This window comes from Streptomyces sp. S186 (assembly GCF_051603415.1).
Taxonomy (GTDB): Bacteria; Actinomycetota; Actinomycetes; order Streptomycetales; family Streptomycetaceae; genus Streptomyces.
In genome coordinates this window covers 629,641-656,170 of the sequence record NZ_CP193932.1, presented here as the reverse complement: position 1 = coordinate 656,170, position 26,530 = coordinate 629,641, and the positions used below count along the sequence as shown (strand labels likewise).

Below are 26,530 nucleotides of genomic sequence, written 5' to 3'. Positions count from 1 at the left end.
GGCCCGGTCAGTCGCCCAGCAGCTCGCCCAGGTCGTAGCCGACCGGCTCCTCCAGCTGTGCGTAGGTGCAGCTCTCCGGTGTGCGGTCGGGCCGCCAGCGGCGGAACTGCGCGGTGTGCCGGAACCGGCTGCCCTCCATGTGGTCGTAGCCCACCTCGCACACCAACTCCGGGCGCAGCGGCACCCACGACAGGTCCTTGCCGCCGCTCCAGCGGCTCGGCCCGCCCGGCATCCGGCGCGCCGCGTGCGCCGCCTCGTCGGCCCAGGCGCCCCAGGGGTGGCCGGCGGTCTCGTCCGCGGACATCCGCAGCGGCGCCAGCTCCGCGACGAGGGCGCGCCGCCGCGCCATCGGGAACGAGGCGCACACCCCGACGTGCTGGAGGTGCCCGGCCTCGTCGTGCAGCCCGAGCAGCAGCGAGCCGACCACCGGCCCGCTCTTGTGCAGCCGGTAGCCCGCGACCACGCAGTCGGCGGTACGGGCGTGCTTGACCTTGTACATCACACGCTCGCCCGGCCGGTACGGCAGGTCGAGCGGCTTGGCGATCACCCCGTCCAGCCCGGCCCCCTCGAACTGCGCGAACCACCGCCGCGCCACCTCCCGGTCGGTGGTGGCCGGCGCGGTGTGCACCGGCGGCCGGGCCGGCCGCAGCGCCTCGACCAGGGCCTCCCGACGGGCCGTCTGCACCTCGCCCAGCAGCGACGCGGAGTCCAGCGCCAGCAGGTCGAAGGCGACCAGCGAGGCGGGGGTGCGGGCGGCCAGCGTCCGCACCCGGGAGTCGGCCGGGTGGATCCGCTCCAGCAGCTCCTCGAAGTGCAGCCGGCCGTCGTGCGCGATGACGATCTCGCCGTCCAGCACGCAGCGCGGCGGCAGTTGGGCCCGCGCCGCCGCCAGCACCTCGGGGAAGTAGCGGCTGAGCGACTTGGTGGTGCGGCTGGCGATCTCGACCTCGTCGCCGTCCCGGAACACGATGACGCGGAAGCCGTCCCACTTGGCCTCGTACTGCATGCCGTCGGGGATCTTCGCCACCGGCTTGGCGAGCATGGGGGAGACCGGGGGCATCACGGGCAGGTCCATGGTCCCGATCCTGCGGGCCGTCGCCCGTTCCCGCGCGCCGGAACCGGCCGGTCCACCGCCGGCACGCCCGGCGCGCGGGGTCCTCCGGCGGAACCTAGCGTGGAGGCATGGCCGGAGCCCGAGTTGTGGAGCTGGATGTCGCGGGGCGCACGGTGCGCGTCTCGAACCCGGACAAGACGTACTACCCCGAGCGCGGTTTCACCAAGCTGGACGTCGCCCAGTACTACCTCGACGTCGCGGACGGGGTGCTGCGCGGCCTGCGGGACCGGCCGACCACCATGCAGCGGTTCCCCGACGGCGTCGAGGGCGAGTTCTTCTACCAGAAGCGGGCGCCCAAGGGACTGCCGGACTGGCTGCCCACCGCCCGGATCACCTTCCCAAGTGGGCGATTCGCGGACGAGATCTGTCCGAACGAACCCGCCGCCGTGGTCTGGGCGGCCAACCTCGGCTGTCTGACCTTCCACCCCTGGCCGGTCCGCCGCACGGACACCGAGCACCCCGACGAACTGCGCATCGACCTCGATCCGCAGCCCGGCACCGGCTTCGCCGACGCCGTCGCGGTCGCCCACGAACTGCGCGCGCTGCTGGGCGAGTACGGGCTGCGCGGCTGGCCGAAGACCTCCGGCGGCCGCGGCGTGCACGTCTATGTGCCGATCCGCCCGCACTGGACGTTCACCGAGGTCAGACGGGCCGCGATCGCCGTGGCGCGGACGCTGGAGCGGCGGCTGCCGCAGCGGGTGACGGCCGCGTGGTGGAAGGAGGAGCGCGGGGAGAAGGTGTTCGTGGACTACAACCAGATGGCCCGCGACCGCACCATCGCCTCGCCCTACTCGCTGCGCGCCCGCCCCCGGGCGACCGTCTCCGCCCCGCTGCGCTGGGAGGAGCTGTCCGCCGTCGAGCCCGAGGACTTCGACCTGCGCACCGTGCCCCCGCGGTTCGCCGAACTCGGCGACCCGCACGCCGACATGGCGGACCACGCCTTCGGCCTGGAGCCCCTGCTGGAACTCGCCGACCGGTACGCCGCCGAGGAGGGGCTGGGCGATCTGCCGTATCCGCCGGACCACCCGAAGATGCCCGGCGAGCCCGCCCGGGTCCAGCCGAGCCGGGCCCGCAAGCACTGAGGGCGCTGCCTCTATCGGCGCAAATGCGGGGGCCGTTGGAGTGGCCGCCCACGGTGTCGGCGAGGAACCCGTCGCCGCGCGGTACCCATCGTCTTGTCCGATTTCCTGCCAAACGGGAGAAGCGCATGCGTAAGTACATAGGACGTACCCTGGCCGCCGCGGCACTCGCCGCCGCGATGGTCGTCCCGGCAGCCGGTATGGCGCAGGCGGCCCCTCAGGGGCAGACCGTCGCGATGAGCGGCGATCACGGCCGTGGTCACCACGGTCGCTGGCATCACCATCACCACTGGGACGACGACTGCGGTTTCGGCCGATTCGGCAATGAGGGCCGTTTCGGTCGCGAGGGCCACCATGGCCGCGGGCATTTTGGGCGGGAGGGCTGCGAGGTCCATGACGTCGGGCTTCTCGGGCGCATTCTCCGTGATCTGCTCGGTTGGCTGATCTGACCGCACGCAGCCCGGCGGGCCGCCGCAGTACGTGACTGCGGCGGCCCGCTTTCGCCGGTCCGGGGCGCGCCGGGACCGGCCGGCCGGATCAGGCCGTGGCGCCCGACTCCTCGGCGCGGCGCCGGAGTTCCTTCTTGTCCGGCTTGCCCACGTCGGTCAGCGGCAGCGCCTCCGTGAAGGTGATGCGGGCCGGCTCGTACATCGCGCCGCGGACCTCGCGCACCATCGCGCACAGCTGCTCCGCGTCGACATCGCCGTCAGGGGTCCGCACCACCGTCGCGTGCACCCGCTCCATCCGGTCCGCGTCGCGGACGCCGTAGACGGCGCTCTGGAGTACCTGCGGGTGCGAGTTCAGCAGGTCCTCCAGCTCGGTGGTGTACACGTGGCCGCCGACCACGACGATCATGTCCTTGATCCGGTCGACGATGGTGAGGTAGCCCTCCTCGTCGACGAAGCCGACGTCACCGGTGTGCAGCCAGCCGTCCCGCAGCACCTCGGCGGTGAGCTCCGGCTGCTTCCAGTAGCCCTGCATGATCATGGCGGAGCGGACGCAGATCTCGCCGTGCTCGCCGGGGGGCAGATCGCGCCCGGACTCGTCGCGGATCGCCACCTCGACGTCGGGCAGCACCTTGCCGGCCGAGCGCAGCCGGTCGGGGCGCGCGGGGTCGTGGTCGTCCTGGGTGAGCACGCTGATGCCGCCCGCCTCGTTCTGCCCGTAGAACTGCAGCAGCACCGGCCCGAACGCCCGGACCGCGTCGACCAGTCGGGCCGGCGACGCCTGGCACCCGCCATAGGTCAGCGAGCGCAGGCTGGAGGTGTCGGTGCGCGGCCGGTCGGGGTGGTCCATCAGCTGGTAGAGCAGCGGGGGCAGCAGGAAGAGGGCCGTGATCCGCTCGCGCTCGATGGCGGCGAGCACCTCCGCGGGATCGAAGTCGTCGAGCAGCACGACCGTGCCGCCCGAGCGCAGCACGACGTCGGCCAGGTGGCCCGCCGCGTGCGCGAGGGTGGTGCACACCAGCTGCCGGTGCTCCACGTCCTCGTACTCCGGGAGCACCCCGTTGAACGACCGCACCTGCTCGAAGGTGGTGCAGATGCCCTTGGGGTGGCCGGTGGTGCCGCCGGTGTGCCGGATGGTGCAGATGTCGTCCGGCCGGGCGTCGGTGGCGAACGGCTCGTCGCTCTGACCGGCCGCCAGCTCCAGCAGGTCGGTGCCCAACTTGGCCGGCCCCAGCACCAGGACGTCCGGGACGGGCGCCGACTCGACCAGTTCCGCGGCCCGTTCGGCCAGCCGCGGGTCGACGATCAGGGCGCGGGTCTCGACGTCGCGGACGATCGCGGCCTGGGAGTCGGCGGAGAGCTTGTTGTAGAGGTGGTTGACCCGCGCACCGACGAGGTTGGCGGCGTAGCGGGCGGCGATGGTCTCGGGAAGGTTGCCGCTCAGCAGCGTGACGGTGGTGCCGCGTTCGACGCCCCGCTCGCGCAGCGCGCGGGCCATCCGCAGGACCAGCGCGCGGAACTCGCCGGCGGTGACCCGGCGGCCCTGGTGGACCAGGGCCTCGTGGCCCGGGTCGAGGTTAAGTGCATCGAGGTTCTCCTCCACATATGTGCGGAACGGCTGGTCGGATATCGGCATCGAGGGTTTCCTCCTGTACCCCGGCGGCGTACGGGGGTACGCCGGTGGCGCGAAATTCTTTTATTGGTTGCCTCCAGCAACTAATGCAGGGTAGTCCCAAGAGATCGACATCTCCAAGTCGGGTGCCTTTACGTGGGCGTTGTCCAGCCACCGCCCAGTCGATCAATATCGTCAACCAGGTCGCCCGGTCGGGGGACGGCGGCCCATAATGCTCCCTCCGGCACGGGCCCCGCCCCCGGTGGACCCCGCTCTGCCTGCGGGTCCGTCCGGTGTCGAGAGATGATGGAGGGCAGCGGCAGCACGGCACGACCTGGCCGTGCACGGAGCGCCACGGCTGTCGGTCTCGAAGACCGGCGGAAGGAGTGCCTGCATGGGTGCGACCGACGCGTTCCCGGAGAGTGCTGCCCAGTCCGGGGCCGGGCCGACGCACCCCGGCGGCCTGCTGGACGTACTGGGCGTGGCCGCCGTCATGCTCGACGCCAAGGGCCGGATCACGCTGTGGAGCCCCCAGGCCGAGGAACTCTTCGGCTGGACCGCCGAGGAGGCGCTCGGCCGGTCCGCCGTCCGGCTGCTGGTCCCGCCCGAGCACGTCGATCTCGTCCTGCGGCTGTTCGCCGAGGTGATGTCCGGCGGGGAGAGCTGGGCCGGGGTCTTCCCCGTCCGGCACAAGGACGGCAGCACCCGCCTGGTCGAATTCCGCAACATGCGCCTCCAGGACGAGCACGGCGCCGCCTACGCCCTGGGCATCGCCACCGACCAGGCGGTGCTGCGCGAGGTGGAGCGGGACCTGGCGCTGTCGGTGCGGCTGGTGGCGCAGTCGCCGATCGGGCTGGCGGTGCTCGACGCCGATCTGCGGTTCGTGATGGTCAACCCGGCACTGGAGCGGATCAACGACCTCTCCGCGGAGCAGCACATCGGCCGGCACGTCCGGGACGCCTTGTCCTTCCTGGAGACCGACACGATCGAGGAGCGGATGCGCTCGGTGCTGGCCACCGGCCGGCCACTGCTCGACCAGTTCTCCGTCGGCCCCACCGCCACCCACCCCGATGCCGACCAGGCGTGGTCGGTCTCGTACTACCGGCTGGAGGACGCCAACGGCCGGGTGCTGGGCGTGGCCACCTCGGTCGTGGACGTCACCGAGCAGCACCGGGCCGCGACCGAGGCGGCCCGGGCCCGCCGGCGGCTGGCGGTCATCGCGGACGCCTCGGCGACCGTCGGCACCACCCTCGACGTCGGCCGCACCGCGCAGGAGCTGGCCGACGTCATCGTGCCCGAACTCGCCGACCTGGCCGCCGTCGACGTCCTCGACGCCGTGCTGGACGGCCGCCGGCCCGGCGCCCGCGGCGGACCGGCCCGCTTCCGGGCGCTGGCGGTCGCGGCGGCCGGGGAGACGCCCGCCGTCGGTGCCGCCGACCCCACCGGGCAGCTCGCCGCCTACGAGACCGAGCGGCTGATCACCCGCTGCGTCACCGAGGCCCGGCCGGTGCTGGTCGGCGAGGTGGGCCCGGAGGAGCGCCGGCACATCGCCGCCGACGCGCAGGGCGCGGAGCTGCTGCGGGAGGCCGGGCTGCACTCGTATCTGGCGGTGCCGCTGATCGCCCGCGGCGAGGTGCTGGGCGCGCTGTCGCTCTACCGCACGGACAACCCGCTGTCCTTCGACGAGGACGACGCGGTGCTCGCCGTCGAACTGGCCGCCCGGGCGGCGGTCTGCATCGACAACGCCCGCTCCTACCAGAGCGAGCGGCGCACCGCGCTCACCCTCCAGCGGCACCTGATGAACCACCGGCCGCCGCGGCCCACCACGATGGACATCGCCTACCGCTACCAGCCCGCGCAGGCGGCCAGCGAGGTGGGCGGCGACTGGTTCGACGTCATCCCGGTCGCCGGAGACAAGACCGCGCTCGTCGTCGGCGACGTCATGGGCAGCGGCATCAACGCGGCCGCCACCATGGGCCAGTTGCGCACCACCACCCGCGCGCTGGCCGACCTCGACCTCGCGCCCGCCGAGGTGCTCGATCACCTCGACCACATCGCCGGCGGCCTCGACCCGGCCTTCGCGACCTGCCTCTACGCCGTCCATGACCCGCACCGGGAGGAGTGCCGGATCGCCGTCGCGGGCCACCTCCCGCCGGTCGTGGTGCGGCCCGGCGGGCCGCCGGAGCTGCTCGACCTGCCGACCGGCGCACCGCTCGGCGTCGGTGGCGTGGCCTTCGAGCAGACCACCGTCCCGCTGCGCGCCGGCGACCAACTCGTGCTCTACACCGATGGCCTGATCGAGACCCGCGACCAGGCCATCGACACCCGCCTGGACCTCCTCCTCGGGCTGCTCGCCGAGCCCGAACGGCCGCTGGAGGAACTCTGTGACCGCCTTCTGGGCGAGCTGCGGCACGGCAACGACCACGACGACGTCGCGCTGCTGATCGCCCGCGTCCGGGACCCCGACGGCTGATTTCCGCCCGCCGGCGGGACGCTTGGCGAAAGTCGCCGGGCCGCCCGGCCGATGAATCCGCAGCCCGCCAAAGCCCCGCGGAATCCGTGTACCCAGCGCCTGGATGGCATGGATAACGATTGCGAAAGCGGCGGAGGCTACGGATTTCGTTGTCTCGCACTCTTAACAAACCCTTGACGGGAGTGTCCGGCGGAGGTTGTATTCCGGTCACCGAAGCGGCCCCGCAGTGCATCTGGTGCGACCGCTCGCGGCACTCGCCCCCGTGACGTGCCGCCCCTCCTGCCCGCCAGCATCGATGGGACCCGGATGACCGATATGCCCACCACGCCAGTTGCCACCGCCGTCCCGGCACCGAAGACCCGGACCGCGACACCGGCGGACAGCCCCCAACTCACCCGGTCGATCGGTGTGGTCGGCGGCACCCTGCTCACCCTGTCCTGCCTGACCCCGGCGTCCTCGCTGTTCGTCATCGTGCCGGACTCGTTCGCCGGCCTGGGCACCGGTACGGCACTGACCATCGCCATCGCGGCGGTGCTGTGCGTGGGGGTGGCCTTCGCCTACTCCGAGCTGGGCACCCTGATCCCCAGCTCCGGCGGCGAGTACGCCATGGTCGGCACCCTGATGGGCCGGCTCGCGGGTTGGCTGGTCTTCGTGCTCTCCCTGATCGTCGTCATGATCGTGCCGCCCATCATCGCTCTGGGCACCGCCGACTACCTGGCCCCCCTCGTGCACCTGGACAAGCAGCCGACCGCCGCCGCGGTGTTGCTGCTGGCGACCGCCATGGGCCTGCTCGACCTGCGCGCCAACGCCTGGATCACCGGCATCTTCCTGGTGCTGGAGGTGATCGCCGCGGCCGTCGTGGCGTTCCTCGGCTTCAGCCACCCCCACCGCTCCGCGGCCACCCTGATCCACCCGGTCATGGACGCCGGACACGGCACCAGTACCGCGGTCACCGGCGGGCTCATCGTCACCGGGCTCGCCACCGCGCTCTTCATCCTCCAGGGCTTCTCCACCGCGGTGTACCTCGCCGAGGAGATGGAGAACCCGCGGCGCAACGTCTCCCGCACCGTGCTGTGGACGCTCGCCATCGGCGCCGCCGTGGTCCTCGTCCCGGTCGTCGCGATCACCCTCGGCGCCCCCGACCTGAAGACCCTCGGCGCGGGCGACGTCGCCGGCATGGTCCAGGGCTGGAGCAACTCCGCCGTCGGCACCTTCGTCAGCCTCTGCATCGCCCTGGCGATCGTCAACGCGGCGATCGTGATGGTGATCCAGAACTCCCGGGTGGTCTTCTCCTCGGCCCGCGACGCCGCCTGGCCCACCCCGGTCAACCGGATCTTCTCGCACGTCGGCCGGCGCTTCGGCGCACCCTGGGCGGCCACCCTCGCGGTCGGCGTCCCCGGCGCCGCGCTGTGCTTCGTCACCCTCGACACCCTCAACGAGGTCACCGGCGTCGCCGTCGCCGGCATGTACGTCTTCGTCGCGCTGGGCGCGCTGGTCTCCCGCCGCGGCGCGCACAGGCACCGGCTCGCCTGGCGGATGCCGCTGTGGCCGGTGGTCCCCGCGCTGATCGTCCTCGTCCTGGCCTGGGTGCTGTGCCAGCAGAGCGCCGAAAGCCTGCTGATCACCGGCGCGGTGGTCGCGGTGGCCGCCGTCTACTGGGCCGTCTACCTCCGCCCGCGACAGGACAGCCACTGGGTCATCTCGGTCCCCGAGGACGAACTGGCGGCCGCCGAAACGCCCTAGGCCTGGCCGCTCACCGGCCGTCCGGCCGGGCCAGCGCGAGCGCGTCCAGCAGCAGACACACGTGGTCGACGGCGTCCCGCCCCGCGGGGCCGTCGGCCACGTCCGGGTCGTCCAGCAGCCCGGCGGTGTCCCGCAGCAGTGCCGGCAGCCCCGCGCCGTCCGCTGCCATCGGCCCGGATTCCGCGAGGGCGGCGCGGATCTGCTCGCCGGAGAGCGGCAGCCCCGTCTCCAGGAAGCGGAACAGCGCGACGGCGGTCCCGCGGTCCGCGTCGTCCGGCTGCCACGCCCCGCGCGCATGGTGGTCGATGAGCACCGCCGCCCGGGCGCGGATCTCCTCTGCTGCAACATGCATGCCCACGAACGTCTCATACGCGCCCGGCGGCCCCCCGAGCGCCCCCGGCCGCCCGCCGGGCGCCCCCACGCCCCGCCCGACTCCCCGGTAAGCACCGCTGACCAGGCACATTGCGCGCCGCGCCGGAGGCGCCCGGCAGATCGGCGGTCCGTCCGCAACCGTCCCGGGCTGTGGGAAGAGTTACACGCACCCGGCCGGGGAGTGCACGCCCGTAGCCGGGAAACATACCGAGAGGTTTTACTGGCGCTGCCGCGGCGCATGCTCTCCGGCGCCGCTGCGCTGCGCAGTACGCGGCTCGCCCACCGTATGCGGGAGGTGTAGAAAGAGGACATGGCCGGACGCTACGGCCGCCCGCGTTCGGTTCTGAGGATGCGAACTGTCGCTGGCCAGGTCTTTCTCCTGCAAGTGGCGATCGTCGTCTTGCTCGTCGCCGCCGCCATCGCGGCCCTGGTGCTGCAGTCCGGGACCGACTCGGAACGGGAGGCCCGAAACCGCTCGGTCGCCGTGGCCCAGACCTTCGCCAACGCCCCCGGCATCGAAACGGCCCTCAAGAGCCCTGACCCCACCGCCGTGCTCCAGCCCCGCGCGGAAGCCGCCCGCAGGAGCTCCGAGGTCGACTTCATCGTCGTCATGAACACCCACGGCATCCGCTACACCCACCCGCTCACCAACCGCATCGGCAAGAAGTTCGTCGGCACCATCGGGCCCGCGCTCGCCGGCGGAGTCGTCACCGAGAAGATCACCGGCACCATCGGCCCCCTCGTCCAGGCTGTGGTGCCCGTCTTCGGCCAGGACGGCAAGGTCGTCGGCCTGGTCTCCGCCGGCGTCACCCTCAGCAGGGTCAGCGGCGTCGTCGACGACCAGTTCCCGCTGCTGTTCGGCGCCGCGGCCGCCGTGCTGCTGCTCACCACCGGCGGCACCGCCCTGGTCAGCCGCCGGCTGCGGCGCCAGACCCACGGGCTGGGGCCGGAGGAGATGACGCGGATGTACGAGCACCACGACGCGGTGCTGCACGCGGTCCGGGAAGGCGTGATCATCGTGCGCGGCGACGGCCGGCTGGTGCTCGCCAACGACGAGGCCCGGCGGCTGCTCGCCCTGCCGCCCGACGTCGAGGGCCGCCGGGTCGCCGACCTGGGACTCGATCCGGACACCGCGGCGCTGCTGGAGTCCGGCCGGGTCGTCACCGACGAGGTGCACCCGGTGGGGGAGCGACTGCTCGCGGTCAACCAGCGCTCCACGGAACGGGCCGGCGGCCCGCCCGGCAGCGTCACCACCCTCCGCGACACCACCGAACTCCGGGCCCTGACCGGCCGCGCCGACATCGCCCGCGGCCGGCTGAAACTCCTCTACGACGCCGGCGCCGAGATCGGCACCACCCTCGACGTGGTGCACACCTGCGAGGAGCTGGCCCGCTTCGGCGCCGAGCGGTTCAGCGACCTCGTCACCGTCGACCTGGCCGTCTCCGTCCTCAACGGCGAGGAACCCGAGGCCGCCGGACCGGCCATAGAGATGCGCCGCACGGCCGTCGCCGGCGAGGTGCCCGACGGGTCGCTCCACCCGGTCGGCCAGCCGATGCGGTTCGCGCCCACCACCGCGCTCGGCAGCCGGCTGCCGTCCGGCGAACCGGTCCTGGAGGCCGACCTGGCCGCGTTCTCCGGCTGGCAGCGGCAGGACCCCGAACGCGCCCGGCAGATCGTCGCCCAGGGCATCCACTCGCTGATCGCCGTCCCGCTGCGGGCCCGCGGCGTCATCCTCGGCGTGGTCCTCTTCTGGCGTTCGCGCACCCCCGAGCCGTTCGACGAGGAGGACCTCTCGCTCGCTGAGGAGCTGGTCGCCCGGGCCGCGGTGAGCATCGACAACGCCCGCCGCTACACCCGCGAGCACACCATGGCGGTCACGCTCCAGCGCAGCCTGCTGCCGCGCGCCCTGCCCGATCAGAACGCCGTCGAGGCCGCCTTCCGCTATCTGCCCGCGCATGCCGGACTCGGCGGGCTGGGCGGCGTCGGCGGCGACTGGTTCGACATCATCCCGCTGCCCGGCACCCGGGTCGCCCTGGTCGTCGGCGACGTCGTCGGGCACGGCCTGCACGCCGCCGCCACCATGGGCCGGCTGCGCACCGCGATCCACAACTTCGCCAACCTCGACGTCCCGCCCGACGAGCTGCTGTGGCACCTCGACGAGCTGGTCACCCGCATCGACCAGGACGAGGGCGCGGCCGGCGGCGGTAACGGCCCCAAGGCCCCGGTCACCGGCGCCACCTGCCTCTACGCCATCTACGACCCGGTGACCGGCGCCTGCACCATGGCCCGCGCCGGGCACGTCCAGCCGCTGGTGCTGCGGCCCGACGGCAGCGCGGAGTTCGCCGAGGTGCCCGGCGGCCCGCCGCTCGGCCTCGGCGGCATGCCCTTCGACACCTGCCGGCTGGAACTTCCCGAGGGCAGCCGCCTGGTGTTCTACACCGACGGGCTCGTCGAGGACCGCGAGCGCGACATCGACACCGGTATGGCGCTGCTGCGCGAGACGCTGGGCGGCCGCCCCGAACGGACCCCGGAGGAGACCTGCGAGGCGGCGCTCGGCGCGCTGCTGCCGGACCGCCCGGCCGACGACATCGCCCTGCTGGTCGCCCGCACCCGCCGCCTGGACGCCGGGTGCGTCGCCGAGTGGGACGTCGCCGCCGACCCGTCCGCGGTCGCGCCGGTGCGCGCCGCGGCGGTCCGCAAACTGACCGAATGGGGGCTTGCCGAGGAGGCGTTCACCACCGAGCTGATCCTCAGCGAACTGGTCACCAACGCCATCCGGTACGCCGTCGGCCCGATCCGCGTCCGGCTGATCCACGACCGCTCGCTGATCTGCGAGGTCGCCGACCACAGCAGCACCTCCCCGCACCTGCGGCACGCCGCGACCACCGACGAGGGCGGCCGCGGCCTCTTCCTGATCGCGCAGATGGCCGAGCGGTGGGGCACCCGCTACACCGGCGACGGCAAGGTGATCTGGACCGAACAGGCCCTGCCCGACGCGGACCGGGGGCCGCGGGAACCCGCTCGTCACGACCCCTGACCGCACAACTCCCGCCTGCTACCCTCCCGTTGCAAGATCGCCGCGCCCTCGCGCGGCGGGAAACGGCAGCACGCGGAGGGGGAGGGTGCAGTCATGACCCAGGGGGCGATACCGGCCAAGCGCTGGGTCTATGTCATCCCGGTCGCCGCGATCATGTACATGCTGGCGTATCTCGACCGCAACAACGTCTCCGTCGTCCTCCCCTTCATGCACGGCGACCTGGCCCTCTCCAACGCCGACAAGGGCCTGGCCGGCGGCATCTTCTTCCTCGGCTACGTCTTCCTGCAGATCCCCGCGGCGGTCCTCGCCCAGCGCTGGAGCGCCCGGAAGACCGTCCTGATCCTGATGGTCGCCTGGGGCCTGTCCGCGGTGCTCTCCGGCCTGGTGCAGACCAGGGCCCAGTTCTACGCCGCGCGGTTCGTGCTGGGCTTCTTCGAGGGCGGCGTCTGGCCGGCCGTCCTCATCCTGCTGGCCTCGTGGTTCCCGCTGCGCGAGCGCGCCCGCGCCAACGCCCTGTGGATGGCCTGCCTGCCGCTGTCGTCGGTGCTGATGGCGCCGCTGTCCGGCTGGATGCTGGACCACGCGAGCTGGCGCTGGGTGCTCGTCCTCCAGGGAGTGCCCCCGCTGGTGTGGGCGGTGGTCTGGTGGTTCGCCGTCGCCGACCACCCCGCCCGGGCCCGCTGGATCTCCGCCGCCGAGGCCGACCACCTGGCCCGGGCGATCGCCGCCGACGAGGCCGCCAAGCCCCCGGCGGGCGGCGGCTCCTACCTCGGCGCGGTCCGCCGGCGCTCCGTCCTGGTCCTCATCGGCGTCTACTTCTTCTGGATCACCGGCTTCTACGGCTTCAGCCTGTGGCTGCCGTCGGTCATCAAGGAGCTGACCCACGACGGCTCCGCCACCGAGGTCGGGCTGCTGACCGCGGTCCCGTTCACCGTCGCACTGGTGGCGATGATCGCCAACGCCGCCTGGTCGGACCGCACCGGCCGCCGCCGGCAGGCGGTCGCCATCCCTCTGGCCGTGGGCATCGTCGCCCTCCTGCTGGGCCAGGCGGTGCACGGCGCGCTGCCGCGGATGCTGCTGCTGTGCGTCACGGCCGCCGCGGTCTACGCCCCCTACGGCCCCTTCTGGGCGATCCCCGGCCAGCTGCTCCGCTTCGAGGTGGTCGCGGTGGCGATGGGCCTGGTCAACGCGCTCGGCAACCTTGGCGGCTTCGCCGGCCCGTATCTGGTGGGGTGGCTCACCGATGCCACGGGCACCAGCGTGACCGGCTTCGCGGTGCTCGCCGGGTTTTTGGCGGTGGCCGTGCTTCTGGTACTGGTCGGCCTGTCCGCTGCGCTTGGCCGGCGTCCCACGTAGCTGGCTTTCCCGCCGTAGGGGTTCGCGTTTTTGCGCCTGGCGGCGCGGGCCACGTCGTACGTTGTCGGGTTCCCCGCCGTGGCCGCCTGGCGGCGGGCTTGGTCCGCTGCGCGGGGCTGTTGGGTGCGGTGACGGGCCTCCGGGGCAGGGGGTGTGTCCGGACTGCTGTCGCTTTACGTCCGGACACACCCCCTGCCCCTCCGACCCGTCCCCTCCCGTGGGGGATGGATGACAGGTGAGTTGGGGCGCATGTCCGGTGGGCCGGTGCAGGTTCTGGACTGATGGGCGACCGGCAATTGGTGAGCGAGCCGGCACGGGACCACTCACGCACGCCCCCACTCACCGTCTTTCATGACCACCCACGGGAGGGGGCGGGTCTCCGGGGTAGGGGTGTGCCGGACGTAAAGCGACAGCAGTCCGGCACACCCCTACCCCGGAGACCCGTCACCGCACCCAACAGCCCCGCGCAGCGGACAACAAGCCCGCGAAGCGGGCCGGGAAACGCGCCGCCAGGCGCAAACGGCTGAGGGGGGTGGGGGGGTCACCCCTGTTCATCCCGCGGCAGCGGGCACCGCAGGACGTAGCCACCGACCACCACCGCCACCGCGACAATGCACGCGGCGAAGGCGAGCCCCGCGTCCCGCAGGCCCAGCGCCATGGTGAGTGCGCCGACGCCCACCACCGGCAGTGAGAGACCGAGGTAGGCGACGAGGAAGAAGGCGGAGAGGGTGCCGCCGCGGTGCTCCGGTGGGGCCGCGGCGCTCACCGCGGTGAGCGCGGCGCGGAACGCCAGGCCCTGGCCGGTGCCGCCGCAGAGCGCGCCGGCGGCCAGCACCGGCAGCGCGCTCGCGGCCAGCGAACCGGCGACCAGCAGCAGCCCCAGCACCAGGAACAGACAGCCGGCCGGCAGGGCGGTGCGCAGGCCGAACCGGCCGGTCAGGGCCTGGCCGAGCGTCGAGCCGGTGAAGACCGCGCAGACGACCGCCCCGGAGACCGCGAGATTGTGCTCGCCGAGGGTCTGCGCGACGAAGCTCGGCGCGATCGAGGTGAACAGCCCGAGCAGGGCGAAGCCGGCGAACGCGGCGACGGCGGCGGGAGCGAACACCCCGCGGACGGCCGGCGGCACCCGGACGCCCTGGGGGCGCAGCGAGTTGAGCCGGTGCGGGTTTGTGACGGTCTCCGGCAGCCGCCAGGTCATTACCGTGGCGAGGGCCAGCAGGAGCAGATGGACGAGGAAGGGGAGGGCCAGCGGCCGGGGCGCGTACTGGGCGAGCAGGCCGGACAGGAGGGGGCCGCAGCCCAGGCCGCCCATGTTGGCGGCAGTGGCGGCGAAGCCGGCCCGGGACTCCCGGCCGGGGCGGGCCAGTTCGAGGACGGCGGCGGTGGCGGTGCCGCTGAACAGCCCCGCGGCGGAACCGGACAGCAACCGCCCGAGCAGCAGCGGCGGCAGCCCGTCTTCCAGCAGGAAGCACAGGTCGCTGGCCGCGGACAGGCCCAGTGCGGCGAACAGCACCGGGCGCCGGCCGGTCTCGTCGGAGACGTCGCCGGCGCCGAACAGGACCGCGATCACCCCGAGGGCGTAGGTGGCGAAGACCACCGTCACCATCAGCTCGGAGAAGCCCAGTTGGTGGCGGTAGAGCCCGTAGAGCGGGGTGGGCAGGGTCGTCCCCGCCATGCCGATCGCGAAGACGCCCGCCGCGGCGGGGCTGCCGGGGCGGCGCCGCCGGCCGGTGCGCACGGTCATGGCGTCAACGTAGGCGGCGGTCCCCGGCCGGGCCGGGAGGCGGTGCCCCGCGCGTGGCGGGGGCACCGCTCCGACCGGTGCGACGCGGGGGCCGGCGCCGGGTCAGCGCCGGGGCGCGTTGGCGGCGGTGACGTTGACCGCCGCCCAGGCACGGTCGACCGTCCGGTACGCCGTGCTGCCCGCGCCGTAGAGGTCCTTGGCGGCCTGGAGGGTGGCGGTGCGGGCGTCGTGGAAGTCGGTCGTGGAGACCATGTAGCGGGTGAGCGCCCGGTAGAAGATCGCGACGGCCTTGTCCCGGCCGATGCCGGTCACCTTGGCGCCGTCGTAGGTGGGGGAGTCGTAGGCGACGCCGCCGGCGGTCCGGCTGCCGCTGCCCTCGGCCAGCAGGTAGAAGGCGTGCGAGGAGACGCCGGAGCCGGCGTGCACCTCGGTGTCGTGGGTGTCCTTCGACCAGTAGTCGACGGCCCCTTCGAGCTTGTCCAGGGACGGCTTGTCCAGGCGTCGCAGGAACTTCTGGGGCAGGCCGAGCTTCTCGCCGATGAGGTAGTTCGGCGGGTTCTTCGGGTTGTTCGCGGCGAATTCCACCGCGCTGCCGAAGATGTCGGCCAGGGACTCGTTGAGCGCGCCCGGTTCGCCGTACTGGCGGCCCTCGTCGTCGACGCGGGTGGGCTGGAGGTTGGCGGTGGCGTCGACCACGCCGTGGGTCAGCTCGTGGCCGGTGACGTCCAGGACGACCAGCGGCTTGCCGAACAGCTTGCCGTCCCCGTCGCCGTAGAGCATGCAGCCGCAGTCCGAGGACCAGTAGGCGTTGCCGACGTTGGTGCCGAAGTGGACCAGGGCGTGTGCGCCGGCGCCGTCGTTCTTGATGCCCTTGCGGCCGAAGGTCTTCTTGTAGAAGTCCAGGGTGCTGGTGATGCCGAACTGCGCGTCGACCGCGGCCGTGGCCCGGTCGGCGGTGGTGCCGTTGCCCCAGCGGTTGGTGCCGCTGGTCAGGGGCTTGCCGGCGAGGAACGAGTTGAGTTCCTTGCCGCCGGCGTCGCGGGTCTCGGTGTTGCCGCGGGAGGCGTCCCGGAGGACGTAGGCGTTCTTGGCGGTCTGCGTGGTGGACAGCGGCACCGCGCCGACGAAGAGGGAGGCACCGGTGCCGGTCGCCGGGGCCGGGTAGCGGCCGGTGGCGGGCCGGTGCGGGGCGGGCGGGGTGGCGGCCGCCGCGGTGCGCGGGGTGAGGCGTTCGCCGCGCTGCTGGAGCGTGTGCAGGACGGACGGCGACAGGAACGGCTCGTTGACCGGGACGTTGCTGAGGACCTGGCCCGTGGTGGCGTCGACGACGACGGTCCGGGCGCCGCCGGCCGCGTCGGCGCGGCTGCCGTCCACCTGCACCTCGTAGGCCAGGGTGCTCCGGCCGTCGCGGGCGTCGACGACGAGGCGGGGCTCGCCGGCCGTGCCCTGCGCCGCCGAGGCGGCCTTGGCGGCGGCCTGACGGCCCGACAGCTTCGGGCCGGTGGCGGATGGCTCGACCTGGTGGCGGGCGGCCCGGGTCACGCCCTGGTACGAGGAGTCGGCGCCGAGGTGGAGGACGAGGTCGCCGCCGAGCACCGGCATACCGCGATGGGTCCGGACGAACCGCACATGCCGGCTGCCGTCGGGGTCGATCAGGGTGTCGGTGGCCTTGAGGGTGTCCTGCGCGCCGACGCCGGTGGTGGCCGAGTGGGCGTAGGCGGCGGCGCGGGCCGCGTCCACGGGCGAGGGGGCGGCGGCCGAGGGGGCGGTGGGGGAGGAGGGGGCCGCGACGGCGGAGCCGGCGGCGAGGGTGGCGGCCGTGGTCACGGCCAGGGCTATCGCCAGGTGGCGGCTGCGTATGTGGGGTCTACGCACAGTTCTGCGTCCTTATGTGCTGTGAGCGGCGGACTGCGCCAACCGCCCGTACACGCGGTGGCGTTGCACACCGCGGGGGCCGTCCGGCCCCGCACAGACCCTGGTCTGCCTGACATGGGCATGTAAAGGGAAATGATCGATTTTCGGCGCTAGGTAGCCAAAAATTGATAATTGATCAGCTTTAGGTAGTCGGAAGATGACCAATCGTGTTCCGACGGGAGAGACTCACAAGAGGGCGAGGAGGTTGCTCCGGTGCGCAGCGTTCGTGCCTACCGGCGGCGCTTCCCGGTCAAGGTGAAACCGTGTTCCCTCGCGGGAAACGCCAGGTCCTCGTTGAGGGACATGCTGAGGGTGCCCGGTTCGGCCCAGTAGGAGTAGTTGAGCGACTTCCGCAGGGTCGCGAGGACGCTCGCCTCCTCTTTCATGATCTCGGCGCCGCAGGTGCGCCGTGTCGTCAGCGCCGCATTGCTGAAGTAGAGGTGGGTGCCGGCGAAGGTGACCTTGGCGGTGACGTCGTTGCAGCCGAGTTTCCCGCTCACCGAGCCGTCCTCGTGGAAGTCGAGGTACATCCGAGCGCCGGCAGTGAAGGCCGGGCCGTGCTCGTCGTAGAAGGTGGTGTCGACCAGCTGCCACCTGATCCCGAAGAAGTCCTCACCCCTGGCCTGCGCGAGCTGGATGTCGTCGCCCCGCCGGTTCCTGACATGCAGTTCGAGGGGGTGGCCGCTGGACTGTCGCGTGCCGAGCGAAAGCTCTCCGCCGAAGGCGGCCCGCACCTTCTTCTCGAAGTCCGCCAGCGCCGGTGCGCCGGCCACGTCGTCGGGACGGCAGGGGCCCGGTCCGTCCGTCGGCGGGGCGGGGGAGAGGGAGGGGGCGGGGAGGGGAGCCACCTCCTCGCCCAGTGTCAGGTGCGTCGCCGTCACCTCGGCCTTCCGGTGGAACGGTGTGCATCCGTAACTCCCGGACGCCGTACCGTCGTTGCCCAGCGCGATCCACCCCCGGACCTCGGGCGGCAGGTTCTCCGTACGGCCGCCGACGTCGACCTTCCGGATCGCCCAGACGCCGCCCGACAGCAGTCCGCCGGCACCCGCCGGTCTCGGCCTCGCCGGTGACGGGGAAGCCGGGGCGCCGCCGTCCTGCGTGCCGTCGCACGCCGCCAGCGCGAGGAGCGCCGTCATCCCGGCGGCAAGGAAGCGGAGCGGGACTCTTCGAGGTGTGGGCATGGGGAGGGAGACGCAAGATCGCCGAACGCGGTTCCGGAGCCGGAGCCGGCGCTAGCCGGTGCGGAAGAGTTCCTCCAGGGAGGCGTGGGCCTTCTCGCCGCCGCGGACGGCCTCGACGACGGCCTGGTGGAAGGCGCGGCTGTCCGCTTCGGAGTGGCAGGGAACCGGGCTGCCGACCATGGTGTACCAGTCCGAGGAGCCGGTGTACTGGACGGCGACGTGCGCCTCGTCCTCCGACCACGTGGTGTGAATGGTGAGGTCCCCCTGCATCGGGCCGATCTCCTCGGTCTCCACCGCGCCGGGGCGGGCGTGGATCCCCACCGTGGTCCAAGATGCCCAGGTCATGTCGTTCCCCTCGGTCACAAGGGCTCCGGCCGGCGGCCGGGCGCGGTTGCTTCAAGTCTGGCACTCGACGTGCGCCGGCGCACCGCATCGACCGGCCGACACGACGCCCCCGCGTGCTGTCACCCTCCTCGCCATCCCGCCCTCACCCGCTCGTCACGCCATCGTCACGACGTCGTCACGCAGGGTGTCGGTCGGCCGCTCCGCGATGCCCGGGCGGCTGGCGGCTGCGGGGCACCGCGGTGCTCCGTGACGACGGCTCGCCGCGCGCACGGGAGCGGCCCGGCGGCGTCTCCTGCGCCGCCTACGACGAGCGGCGGGGCGAGGTCGGGTGGCGTTGGTCGTGCCCGCGGACGGTAGCGCGCCCGGCCCCGGGGAACTGACCGAGTGGGCCCGCGCACGGCTGGCCGGGAGTGAAGGGAGGAGCGGCGGATGAGACCGACCGACGAGCAGGAGGAACTGCGGGCTGCCGTACGGCAGTTGCTGGCCAGGCAGCCCGGACCGGATGCCTGGGGGCCGCTCACCGGGCAGATCGGCGCGGCCGGGCTGGCGGTGCCGGAGGAGTACGGCGGGGCCGGCTGCGGTCCGCTCGAAGTCCATGTGGTGATGGAGGAGTTGGGGCGCGCACTGGCCCCCGTGCCGTACCTGGGTTCCGCGGTGCTGACCACCCAGGCCCTGCTCGCCTGCGGCGACACCGCACCGCTCCCCGCGCTCGCCCAGGGAACCGCGGTGGGCGCGCTGGCCTGGGCCGAGAACGGCTCCTGGGAGCCGGCCGCCGTCCGCGCCACGGCCTGCCGGACCCCGGACGGTGACTGGCGGCTGACCGGCGTCAAGGACCACGTCCTGGACGGCGCCGACGCCGACCTGCTGGTGGTGGCCGCCCGGACCGACGCCGGGGTCTCGCTCTTCCGGGTCCCGGTGGACGGGCCCGGCGTCCGCCGGGAGTCACTGGTGCCGATGGACGCCACCCGCCCCCAGGCACGCGTGGTGCTGGACGGCGCCACGGGCCGGCTGCTGGGCGCGGACGGGGACGGCGGCCGGGTGCTGGCCCGGGTGCGGGACCTGGGGTGCCTGGCGCTCGCCGCCGAGCAGGTCGGCGCGGCCGAACGCTGCCTGGAACTGACCGTCGCCCACGCCCGCGAGCGGGTCCAGTTCGGCCGCCCCATCGGATCCTTCCAGGCCGTCAAGCACCGGCTGGCGGACGCCTATGTGCGGGTGGAGGCGGCCCGGTCGATCGCGCTGGGTGCCGCGCACGCCGCCGCGGCGGGCGCGCCGGACCTGCCCCGGTTCGCCGCGGCCGCCAAGTCCGCCTGTTCGGAGGCGTTCTCGGCGGTCGCCGGGGAGACGATCCAGCTGCACGGCGGGATCGGCATCACCTGGGAGCACGACGCCCACCGCTACTTCAAACGGGCGCATGGCAGCGCCCAGCTTCTCGGGACGCCGGCCGAACATCGACGGCGACTGGCGGATGCGCTGGAGCTGGTACCCCTCGTCAAGTAACTTGAGATGTAAGAGGTTTGACATGCAGGAAAGTAGATTTCGTGGTCCCGTACCCCGGAGGTGACCGGAGGTGCGGGCCGTGGTGCCCGGATGGTGACGGGCGGAGTGCGGCGGCGGGTCACCCGGCCAGGACCCGGGCCCGGCACTCGGCGGGGGTGCCCCAGGCGTCCCGCAGGGGGCGGGCCTTGCGGATCCAGAGGGAGAGGTCCGGCTCGTCGGTGTAGCCGACCGCGCCGTGCAGTTGGAGGGCGGTGCGTGCGGCGGCGTAGCACGCCTCGCCGGCCGCCGCCTTCGCCGCCGCGGCCTCCGCCCCGGCCGACGGGGCGTCCGCGGCCAGCGCCAGGGCCGCCGCGTGGACCAGCGGCTGGGCGAACTCCAGCCCGATCAGGGTGTCCGCCAGCCGGTGCTTGACCGCCTGGAACGAGCCGATCGCCCGCCCGAACTGGGTGCGCCGCTTGACGTGGTCGACGGTGCCGGCCAGCAGGGCCCGGCCCAGACCGACTGCCTGGGCGGCGGTGAGCAGCCGGGCGAGGTCGGTGGCGTGGTGAGCGGCCGCGGTGACCGCCGGGCCGCGGGCGAGGACGGTGCCGCCCAGCGGGCGGGCGAGCCGCCGGGCCGGATCGAGGGTGGGCTGGACCGGGCCGTGGGCCTCGGTCCGGCACACCGTGTCGTCCCGGACGACCAGGACGGCGTCGGCGGCGTCGGCGTCCAGGGCGAACGGGGCGCCGTCCGGGCACACGCCGACGAGCGCGTCACCGGCGGCGATCCGCGGCAGCCAGGCGGCGGCCGCCTCGGCGTCGCCCAGGCGGTGCAGGAAGGCCGCCGCGGCGGCGGTCTCGACCAGCGGGCCCGGTACCGCGTGGCGCCCCAATTCGATGAAGGCCAGGGAGAGTTCGAGAGGGAGCGGGCCCATGCCGTGGTGCTCCTCGGGGACCGCGAGGGCGAACACCCCGGTCTTCGCGAGCCGGGCCCACAGCTCCCGGCCCGGCTGGTGCTTCCCGGCGGCCCAGGACCGGACGGCGGCCGGGGTGCCGACCGTGCCCAGCAGGGAGTCCAGCGTACGGGCGAAGTCCCGTTGCTCGTCGGTCAGCAGGAAGCGCATCGACGGTTCCCTTCCCGCGGTACGGGCCGCGCCGTCCCGACCCGGTGCGTACAGGCGCTCATCGCCTGACCTCCCGATGCGTGCCGGCGCTCATCCCCTGACCTCCCGATGCGTGCGGATCCTCATCCCCTGGCCTCCTTCGGCAGCCCGAGCAGTCGCTCGGCGACGATGTTGCGCTGGATCTCGTTGGTGCCGGCGTAGACGGGGCCGGCGAGGGAGAAGGTGTAGCCGTCGGCCCAACTGCCGTGGGCGGGCGCGTCGTCGGCGTCGTCGGCGAGCGCGCCGTAGGGGCCTAGCAGGTCCAGGGCGGTCTCGTGGAGGGCGAGGTCCAGCTCCGACCAGAAGACCTTGTTGAGGCTGGACTCGGCGCCCAGGACGCCTCCGGCGGCGATCCGGGAGGCGTTGGCGTAGGTGAACAGCTGGTAGGCGCGGGCGCCGATCACCGCGTCGGCCACCCGGTCGCGCAGTGCGGTGTCGGCCGGGTCGGCGGTCTCCCGCCACAGTGCGGTGAGCCGCTCGGCGGCGGCGCTGAAGCGGCCGGGGCTGCGCAGGGTCAGCCCGCGTTCGTTGCCGGCGGTGCTCATCGCCACCCGCCAGCCCTGGCCGGGGTCGCCGATGACGTCCGCGTCCGGGACGAAGACGTCGTCGAGGAACACTTCGGCGAAGGCGGGCTTGCCGTCCAGCCGGCCGATCGGACGCACCGTCACCCCCCGTGCGTCCAGCGGGAACATCAGGTACGTCAGTCCCTGGTGCGGGCGCGGGGTGCCGGGCTCGCTGCGGAACAGGCCGAACGCGCGGTCGGCGAAGGCGGCCCGGGACGACCAGGTCTTCTGGCCGCGCAGCAGCCAGCCGCCGTCGGCGCGTACCGCCGTCGAGCGCAGCGACGCCAGGTCGGAGCCGGCCTCCGGCTCGGACCATGCCTGGGCCCAGACCACCTCGCCGGCCGCCATCGGGGCGAGAACGCGGGCGCGCTGCTCCGGGGTGCCGTGCTCGAAGAGGGTGGGGGCGAGGAGGCTGATGCCGTTCTGGCCGACCCGGCCGGGGGCGCCCGCGGCGTAGTACTCCTCCTCGAAGATCAGCCACTGGAAGAGGGAGGCGTCCCGGCCGCCGTACTCGGCCGGCCAGGAGACCACCGACCAGCGGTCCGCGGCGAGTTGCCGCTCCCAGTCACGGTGGGCGGCGAAGCCCTCGCGGGTCTCCAGCGACGGCAGCGGCGTCGCGGGGACGTGCGCGGCGAGCCAGGCACGGGCCTCGGCCCGGAACGCGGCATCGGCACCGCTTGCGTCCAGGTCCATCAGGAACCGGCCTCCTTCATCCTGGCGAGGTCCATCCCGCCGAGCGGGTCCCGGGCGGTCTCGGCGTTGTGGGCGTGGGCGAGGTGGTGCAGGCCGAAGACCGAGTCCAGGCCGGGGTGCAGGCCCTGGAGGTCCTCCGCCTGGTTGACGGCGCGCTTGGTCAGGGCCAGGCCCATCCGCGGCATCCCGGCGATGCGTTCCGCCAACTCCCTCGTCCGTTCGGCGAGTTCGTCGCGCGGGACGACGCGGTTGACCATGCCCAGTTCGTACGCCCGCTGCGCCGGCATGCGGTCGCCGGTGTAGAGGAACTCCTTGGCGATCCGCGGCGGCATCACCCAGGGGTGGGCGAAGTACTCCACGCCGGGGATGCCCATCCGTACGACCGGGTCGGCGAAGAAGGCGTCGTCGGCGGCGACGATCAGATCGCAGATCCAGGCGAGCATCAACCCGCCCGCCACACAGGCGCCCTGGACCGCGGCGATCACCGGTTTGGGCAGCTCCCGCCAGCGGCGGCACATCCCCAGGTAGACCTCCGACTCGCGGGCGTAGCGGCGCTCCGCGCCGGCCTTGTCCGAGTGGTCCCACCACAGTCCGGCCCTGCGGTCGAAGGGGAGATCGGCGTCCCGGCCCGGGCTGCCGATGTCGTGGCCCGCGGAGAAGTGCCGGCCTTCGCCGGCCAGCACCACGACCTTGACCTCGTCGTCGTCCGCGGCGCGGTAGAAGGCGCGGTCCAGGGCGTAGGTCATCGCGGAGTTCTGGGCGTTGCGGTACTCCGGGCGGTTCAGCGTGACGGTGGCGACCGGGCCCTGCCGGGCGTAGCGCACCACGGACGTTTCCTGGCCGGCGGTCATCGGCGGACTCCTTCCCTAACAATTGTTTGGTAGGTTAACGTGCGGGCATGAGCAGCGTCGAGGCCCACGTCACCGTCGACAGCTTCCGCACCGAGGTCCGCGGCTGGCTGCGGGCCAATCTCACCGGGGAGTTCGCGGCCCTGCGCGGCCGCGGCGGACCCGGCCGGGAGCACGAGGCGTTCGCCGAACGCCTGGCCTGGGAGCGGCACATGGCCGCCGCGGGCTGGACCTGCGTCGGCTGGCCCGTCGAGTACGGCGGGCGCGGCGCGACGCTGGAGCAACAGGTCGCCTTCCATGAGGAGTACGCGCTCGCCGACGCGCCCGCCCGGGTCAACCACATCGCCGAGCAGCTGCTCGGCCCCACCCTGATCGCCTTCGGCACCGAGGAACAGCGGGCCCGCTTCCTGCCGGAGATCACCGCCGTACGGGAACTGTGGTGCCAGGGCTACAGCGAGCCGGACGCCGGCTCCGACCTGGCCGGCGTCCGGACCCGGGCGGCCTTCGACGAGGAGCGCGGCGACTGGGTCGTCGACGGCCAGAAGACCTGGACCTCGCTCGCCAAGGAGTCCCAGTGGTGCTTCGTCGTCGCCCGCACCGAACCGGGGTCGGTCCGCCACCGGGGCCTGTCCTACCTCCTCGTCCCGCTCGGCCAGCCCGGCGTCGACATCCGGCCGATCACCCAGCTCACCGGCACCGCCGAGTTCAACGAGGTGTTCTTCGACGGTGCCCGGGCCCCGCACGTGGTCGGCGCGCCCGGCGACGGCTGGCGGGTCGCGATGGCCACCCTGGGCTTCGAGCGCGGGGTCTCCACCCTCGGCCAGCAGATCGGCTTCCAAAGGGAGTTGGCGGCGCTGATGGACCTGGCGCGACGGAACGGGGCGGTCGACGACCCGCTGATCCGCGACCGGCTCACCCGGGCCTGGATCGGCCTGGAGACCATCCGCTGCAACGCCCTGCGGATGCTGGCGGACGTCGCCGCCGGCGCCCCCGGACCCGAGGCGTCCATCGGGAAGATCTACTGGGCGACCTGGCACCGCGAGCTGGGCGAACTCGCCATGGACGTCTGCGGGGCGGGCGGCATGCTCGCCGCCGGCGAGCCGTACGATCTCGACGACTGGCAGCGGCTCTTCCTCTTCTCCCGCGCCGACACCCTCTATGCGGGCTCCAACGAGATCCAGCGGAACATCATCGCCGAGCGGGTGCTCGGCCTTCCCAAGGAGGCGAAGGCATGACGGCGCCGGCCTACGTGCCCGGTCACGATCTGCTCGCCGGACGCACCGCGGTGATCACCGCCGCCGCCGGCGCCGGGATCGGCGGGGCCACCGCCCGGCGGTTCCTGGAGGAGGGCGCCCGGATCGTCGTGGGGGACGCGCACGCCCGGCGGCTGGCCGCGAGCACGGCCGCGCTGGCCGAGGAGTTCGGCGCCGACCGGGTCGCCGGACTGCCGTGCGACGTGACCGACGAGGCGCAGGTGGCGGCGCTGTACGCGCTCGCCGAGGAGCGGCACGGCCGGCTCGACATCGTGGTCAACAACGCCGGGCTCGGCGGCACCGCCGACCTCGTCGAGATGACCGACGACCAGTGGGCGAAGGTCATCGACGTCACCCTGGGCGGCACCTTCCGCTGCACCCGCGCCGCGCTGCGCCGGATGCGGGCCACGGGCGCCGGCGGCGTGATCGTCAACAACGCCTCCGTGGTGGGCTGGCGCGCCCAGCGAGGCCAGGCGCACTACGCCGCCGCCAAGGCCGGGGTGATGGCGCTGACCCGCTGCGCCGCGATCGAGGCCGCCGCGTACGGGGTGCGGGTCAACGCGGTCTCGCCCAGCCTGGCCATGCACCCGCACCTGGTGAAGGTCACCACCCCCGAGCTGCTGGCCGAGCTGACCGACAAGGAGGCGTTCGGCCGCCACGCCGAGCCCTGGGAGGTGGCCAACGTGATCGTCTTCCTGGCCGGCGACTACGCCTCGTACATGACGGGGGAGACCGTCTCGGTCAGCTCGCAGCATGCCTGAGGAGCGGCGCGGCGAACCCCTGGCCACCGCCGCCGGGGTGCTCGCCGCGCAGGGCCACCACGCGACCACCGTCCGCCGGAGCGCGGACGCCGCCGGGATGCCGGGACGCCTTGCGGGACCGACCGGCTCGTCCGCAGAATCTGACCAGGGACCGAGGAGTTCACCATGTCCGAGGCGTACCTCGTCGATGCCGTCCGCACCCCGGTGGGGAAGAAGGGCGGCGGGCTGTCCGCCGTCCACCCCGCCGACCTCGGCGCACACGTGCTGACCGCGCTGATGGCGCGCACCGGGGTCGATCCGGCCGCCGTGGAGGACGTCGTCTTCGGCTGCCTGGACACCGTCGGACCGCAGGCCGGCGACATCGCCCGGACCTGCTGGCTGGCCGCCGGGCTGCCGGAGGAGGTGCCCGGCGTCACCGTCGACCGGCAGTGCGGCTCCTCGCAGCAGGCCCTGCACTTCGCCGCCCAGGGCGTGCTCTCCGGCACCCAGGACCTGGTCGTGGCGGGCGGGGTGCAGAACATGTCGCAGATCCCGATCGCCTTCGCCGGCCGGCAGGCGGCCGAGCCGCTGGGGCTCACCCAGGGCCCGTACGCCGGCTCCGAGGGCTGGCGGGCCCGCTACGGCGACCAGCCGGTCAGCCAGTTCCACGGCGCCGAGCTGATCGCCACCCGGTGGGACATCTCCCGCCGGGAGATGGAGGAGTTCGCGCTCCGCTCCCACCAGCGGGCGGTGCGGGCCATCGACGAGGGCCGCTTCGACCGGGAGATCGTCGCGTACGGTGAGGTCACCGCCGACGAGGGGCCGCGCCGGAACACCTCGCTGGAGAAGATGGCGGCACTGGCGCCGGTCGTCGCGGGCGGCCGGCTGACCGCCGCGGTCTCCTCGCAGATCTCCGACGGGGCCGCCGCGATGCTGCTGGCCTCCGAGCGGGCGGTGGCCGAGCACGGGCTGACGCCGCGCGCCCGGATCCACCACCTCTCGGTCCGCGGCGAGGACCCGATCCGGATGCTGTCCGCCCCGATCCCCGCCACCGCCCACGCACTGAAGAAGGCCGGGATGACGCTCGACGAGATCGACCTGGTCGAGATCAACGAGGCGTTCGCGCCGGTGGTGCTGGCCTGGCTGAAGGAGACCGGCGCCGATCCGGAGCGGGTCAACGTCAACGGCGGCGCCATCGCCCTCGGCCACCCGCTGGGCGCCACCGGTGTCCGGCTGATGACCACGCTGCTGAACGAACTGGAGCGCACCGGCGGCCGGTTCGGCCTGCAGACCATGTGCGAGGGCGGCGGCCAGGCCAACGTCACCGTCATCGAACGACTGTGAAGCCACGCAACGCCGGAACGCCGGGGCGCGGGCTC

The 26,530-nt window shown here is 73.4% G+C and carries 20 protein-coding genes; 10 read left to right on the top strand and 10 right to left on the bottom strand.

The features are described from left to right. Positions 1-7: 7 nt before the first annotated feature. Positions 8-1,075, bottom strand: a complete 1,068-nt coding sequence (locus ACRAS8_RS02850; RefSeq protein WP_438484149.1) for an ATP-dependent DNA ligase — start codon at positions 1,073-1,075, stop codon at positions 8-10. A 107-nt stretch (positions 1,076-1,182) separates the two neighbouring features. Here ACRAS8_RS02850 and ligD point away from each other — a divergent pair, with 107 nt between their 5' ends. Together ligD and ACRAS8_RS02840 are read left to right on the top strand one after the other, a co-directional pair. Next, positions 1,183-2,196, top strand: a complete 1,014-nt coding sequence (ligD, locus tag ACRAS8_RS02845; RefSeq protein WP_438484148.1) for a non-homologous end-joining DNA ligase — start codon at positions 1,183-1,185, stop codon at positions 2,194-2,196. Positions 2,197-2,321: 125 nt separating this feature from the next. Further along, positions 2,322-2,642 (top strand): hypothetical protein, encoded by a 321-nt coding sequence (locus ACRAS8_RS02840; RefSeq protein ID WP_438484147.1) that lies wholly within the window; start codon positions 2,322-2,324, stop codon positions 2,640-2,642. A gap of 88 nt (positions 2,643-2,730) precedes the next feature. Here ACRAS8_RS02840 and ACRAS8_RS02835 read toward each other — a convergent pair whose 3' ends face one another. Next, on the bottom strand, positions 2,731-4,275 hold the full coding sequence (locus ACRAS8_RS02835) for an AMP-binding protein (RefSeq protein ID WP_438484146.1): 1,545 nt from the start codon (positions 4,273-4,275) through the stop codon (positions 2,731-2,733). Between the two features lie 370 nt (positions 4,276-4,645). On the opposite strand from ACRAS8_RS02835, the gene ACRAS8_RS02830 reads away from it, so the two are divergent. Both ACRAS8_RS02830 and ACRAS8_RS02825 read left to right on the top strand, forming a co-directional pair. Then, positions 4,646-6,724 (top strand): SpoIIE family protein phosphatase, encoded by a 2,079-nt coding sequence (locus tag ACRAS8_RS02830; protein WP_438484145.1) that lies wholly within the window; start codon positions 4,646-4,648, stop codon positions 6,722-6,724. Between the two features lie 306 nt (positions 6,725-7,030). Further along, on the top strand, positions 7,031-8,467 hold the full coding sequence (locus ACRAS8_RS02825) for an APC family permease (RefSeq protein ID WP_438484144.1): 1,437 nt from the start codon (positions 7,031-7,033) through the stop codon (positions 8,465-8,467). A 10-nt stretch (positions 8,468-8,477) separates the two neighbouring features. Here ACRAS8_RS02825 and ACRAS8_RS02820 read toward each other — a convergent pair whose 3' ends face one another. Beyond that, entirely contained in the window at positions 8,478-8,819 is a 342-nt protein-coding gene (locus tag ACRAS8_RS02820) for a hypothetical protein (RefSeq protein ID WP_438484143.1), read from the bottom strand. Positions 8,820-9,149: 330 nt separating this feature from the next. Here ACRAS8_RS02820 and ACRAS8_RS02815 point away from each other — a divergent pair, with 330 nt between their 5' ends. Next, on the top strand, positions 9,150-11,876 hold the full coding sequence (locus tag ACRAS8_RS02815; RefSeq protein ID WP_438484142.1) for a SpoIIE family protein phosphatase: 2,727 nt from the start codon (positions 9,150-9,152) through the stop codon (positions 11,874-11,876). A 93-nt stretch (positions 11,877-11,969) separates the two neighbouring features. Beyond that, positions 11,970-13,232, top strand: a complete 1,263-nt coding sequence (locus tag ACRAS8_RS02810) for an MFS transporter (protein ID WP_438484141.1) — start codon at positions 11,970-11,972, stop codon at positions 13,230-13,232. Positions 13,233-13,773: 541 nt separating this feature from the next. Here the strand turns inward: ACRAS8_RS02810 and ACRAS8_RS02805 are convergent. The 4 genes from ACRAS8_RS02805 to ACRAS8_RS02790 form a co-directional block, all read right to left on the bottom strand. Beyond that, the gene (locus ACRAS8_RS02805) at positions 13,774-14,976 is read right to left on the bottom strand and encodes an MFS transporter (RefSeq protein WP_438484140.1); all 1,203 of its coding nucleotides are present in this window, start codon (positions 14,974-14,976) and stop codon (positions 13,774-13,776) included. A 102-nt stretch (positions 14,977-15,078) separates the two neighbouring features. Continuing rightward, entirely contained in the window at positions 15,079-16,851 is a 1,773-nt protein-coding gene (locus ACRAS8_RS02800; protein ID WP_438484139.1) for a M4 family metallopeptidase, read from the bottom strand. 269 nt (positions 16,852-17,120) lie between these two features. Beyond that, complete coding sequence (locus tag ACRAS8_RS02795) at positions 17,121-18,071, bottom strand: META domain-containing protein (protein ID WP_438484138.1); 951 nt, start codon at positions 18,069-18,071, stop codon at positions 17,121-17,123. A 51-nt stretch (positions 18,072-18,122) separates the two neighbouring features. Then, entirely contained in the window at positions 18,123-18,416 is a 294-nt protein-coding gene (locus tag ACRAS8_RS02790; protein ID WP_438484137.1) for a hypothetical protein, read from the bottom strand. A gap of 429 nt (positions 18,417-18,845) precedes the next feature. Between ACRAS8_RS02790 and ACRAS8_RS02785 the strand changes: the two genes are divergently transcribed. After that, positions 18,846-19,913: an acyl-CoA dehydrogenase family protein gene (locus tag ACRAS8_RS02785; RefSeq protein ID WP_438484136.1), complete on the top strand. Its 1,068-nt coding sequence runs from the start codon at positions 18,846-18,848 to the stop codon at positions 19,911-19,913. A gap of 118 nt (positions 19,914-20,031) precedes the next feature. Here ACRAS8_RS02785 and ACRAS8_RS02780 read toward each other — a convergent pair whose 3' ends face one another. The 3 genes from ACRAS8_RS02780 to ACRAS8_RS02770 all read right to left on the bottom strand — a co-directional run bounded on the left by ACRAS8_RS02780 (position 20,032) and on the right by ACRAS8_RS02770 (position 23,161). Further along, entirely contained in the window at positions 20,032-21,015 is a 984-nt protein-coding gene (locus tag ACRAS8_RS02780) for an acyl-CoA dehydrogenase family protein (RefSeq protein WP_438484135.1), read from the bottom strand. A 122-nt stretch (positions 21,016-21,137) separates the two neighbouring features. Continuing rightward, a complete protein-coding gene (locus ACRAS8_RS02775; RefSeq protein WP_438484134.1) occupies positions 21,138-22,310 on the bottom strand; it encodes an acyl-CoA dehydrogenase family protein in 1,173 nt (390 codons plus the stop codon). Continuing rightward, complete coding sequence (locus tag ACRAS8_RS02770) at positions 22,310-23,161, bottom strand: enoyl-CoA hydratase (protein ID WP_438484133.1); 852 nt, start codon at positions 23,159-23,161, stop codon at positions 22,310-22,312. The genes ACRAS8_RS02775 and ACRAS8_RS02770 overlap by 1 nt, the downstream gene beginning before the upstream one ends. Positions 23,162-23,208: 47 nt before the next feature. Between ACRAS8_RS02770 and ACRAS8_RS02765 the strand changes: the two genes are divergently transcribed. The 3 genes from ACRAS8_RS02765 (at position 23,209) to ACRAS8_RS02755 (ending at position 26,495) form a co-directional block, all read left to right on the top strand. Continuing rightward, positions 23,209-24,393, top strand: coding sequence for an acyl-CoA dehydrogenase family protein (locus ACRAS8_RS02765; RefSeq protein ID WP_438484132.1), 1,185 nt, complete (start codon positions 23,209-23,211; stop codon positions 24,391-24,393). Continuing rightward, entirely contained in the window at positions 24,390-25,172 is a 783-nt protein-coding gene (locus ACRAS8_RS02760) for an SDR family oxidoreductase (protein WP_438484131.1), read from the top strand. The genes ACRAS8_RS02765 and ACRAS8_RS02760 overlap by 4 nt, the downstream gene beginning before the upstream one ends. 165 nt (positions 25,173-25,337) lie before the next feature. Next, a complete protein-coding gene (locus ACRAS8_RS02755) occupies positions 25,338-26,495 on the top strand; it encodes an acetyl-CoA C-acetyltransferase (RefSeq protein ID WP_438484130.1) in 1,158 nt (385 codons plus the stop codon). Positions 26,496-26,530: the final 35 nt, after the last annotated feature.

Coding starts and splice junctions, on each gene's coding strand:
- ACRAS8_RS02850 (WP_438484149.1), bottom strand. CDS start 1,075: ATGGACCTGCCCGTGATGCCCCCGGTCTCCCCCATGCTCGCCAAGCCG.
- ligD (WP_438484148.1), top strand. CDS start 1,183: ATGGCCGGAGCCCGAGTTGTGGAGCTGGATGTCGCGGGGCGCACGGTG.
- ACRAS8_RS02840 (WP_438484147.1), top strand. CDS start 2,322: ATGCGTAAGTACATAGGACGTACCCTGGCCGCCGCGGCACTCGCCGCC.
- ACRAS8_RS02835 (WP_438484146.1), bottom strand. CDS start 4,275: ATGCCGATATCCGACCAGCCGTTCCGCACATATGTGGAGGAGAACCTC.
- ACRAS8_RS02830 (WP_438484145.1), top strand. CDS start 4,646: ATGGGTGCGACCGACGCGTTCCCGGAGAGTGCTGCCCAGTCCGGGGCC.
- ACRAS8_RS02825 (WP_438484144.1), top strand. CDS start 7,031: ATGACCGATATGCCCACCACGCCAGTTGCCACCGCCGTCCCGGCACCG.
- ACRAS8_RS02820 (WP_438484143.1), bottom strand. CDS start 8,819: ATGCATGTTGCAGCAGAGGAGATCCGCGCCCGGGCGGCGGTGCTCATC.
- ACRAS8_RS02815 (WP_438484142.1), top strand. CDS start 9,150: ATGGCCGGACGCTACGGCCGCCCGCGTTCGGTTCTGAGGATGCGAACT.
- ACRAS8_RS02810 (WP_438484141.1), top strand. CDS start 11,970: ATGACCCAGGGGGCGATACCGGCCAAGCGCTGGGTCTATGTCATCCCG.
- ACRAS8_RS02805 (WP_438484140.1), bottom strand. CDS start 14,976: ATGACCGTGCGCACCGGCCGGCGGCGCCGCCCCGGCAGCCCCGCCGCG.
- ACRAS8_RS02795 (WP_438484138.1), bottom strand. CDS start 18,071: ATGCCCACACCTCGAAGAGTCCCGCTCCGCTTCCTTGCCGCCGGGATG.
- ACRAS8_RS02790 (WP_438484137.1), bottom strand. CDS start 18,416: ATGACCTGGGCATCTTGGACCACGGTGGGGATCCACGCCCGCCCCGGC.
- ACRAS8_RS02785 (WP_438484136.1), top strand. CDS start 18,846: ATGAGACCGACCGACGAGCAGGAGGAACTGCGGGCTGCCGTACGGCAG.
- ACRAS8_RS02780 (WP_438484135.1), bottom strand. CDS start 21,015: ATGCGCTTCCTGCTGACCGACGAGCAACGGGACTTCGCCCGTACGCTG.
- ACRAS8_RS02775 (WP_438484134.1), bottom strand. CDS start 22,310: ATGGACCTGGACGCAAGCGGTGCCGATGCCGCGTTCCGGGCCGAGGCC.
- ACRAS8_RS02770 (WP_438484133.1), bottom strand. CDS start 23,161: ATGACCGCCGGCCAGGAAACGTCCGTGGTGCGCTACGCCCGGCAGGGC.
- ACRAS8_RS02765 (WP_438484132.1), top strand. CDS start 23,209: ATGAGCAGCGTCGAGGCCCACGTCACCGTCGACAGCTTCCGCACCGAG.
- ACRAS8_RS02760 (WP_438484131.1), top strand. CDS start 24,390: ATGACGGCGCCGGCCTACGTGCCCGGTCACGATCTGCTCGCCGGACGC.
- ACRAS8_RS02755 (WP_438484130.1), top strand. CDS start 25,338: ATGTCCGAGGCGTACCTCGTCGATGCCGTCCGCACCCCGGTGGGGAAG.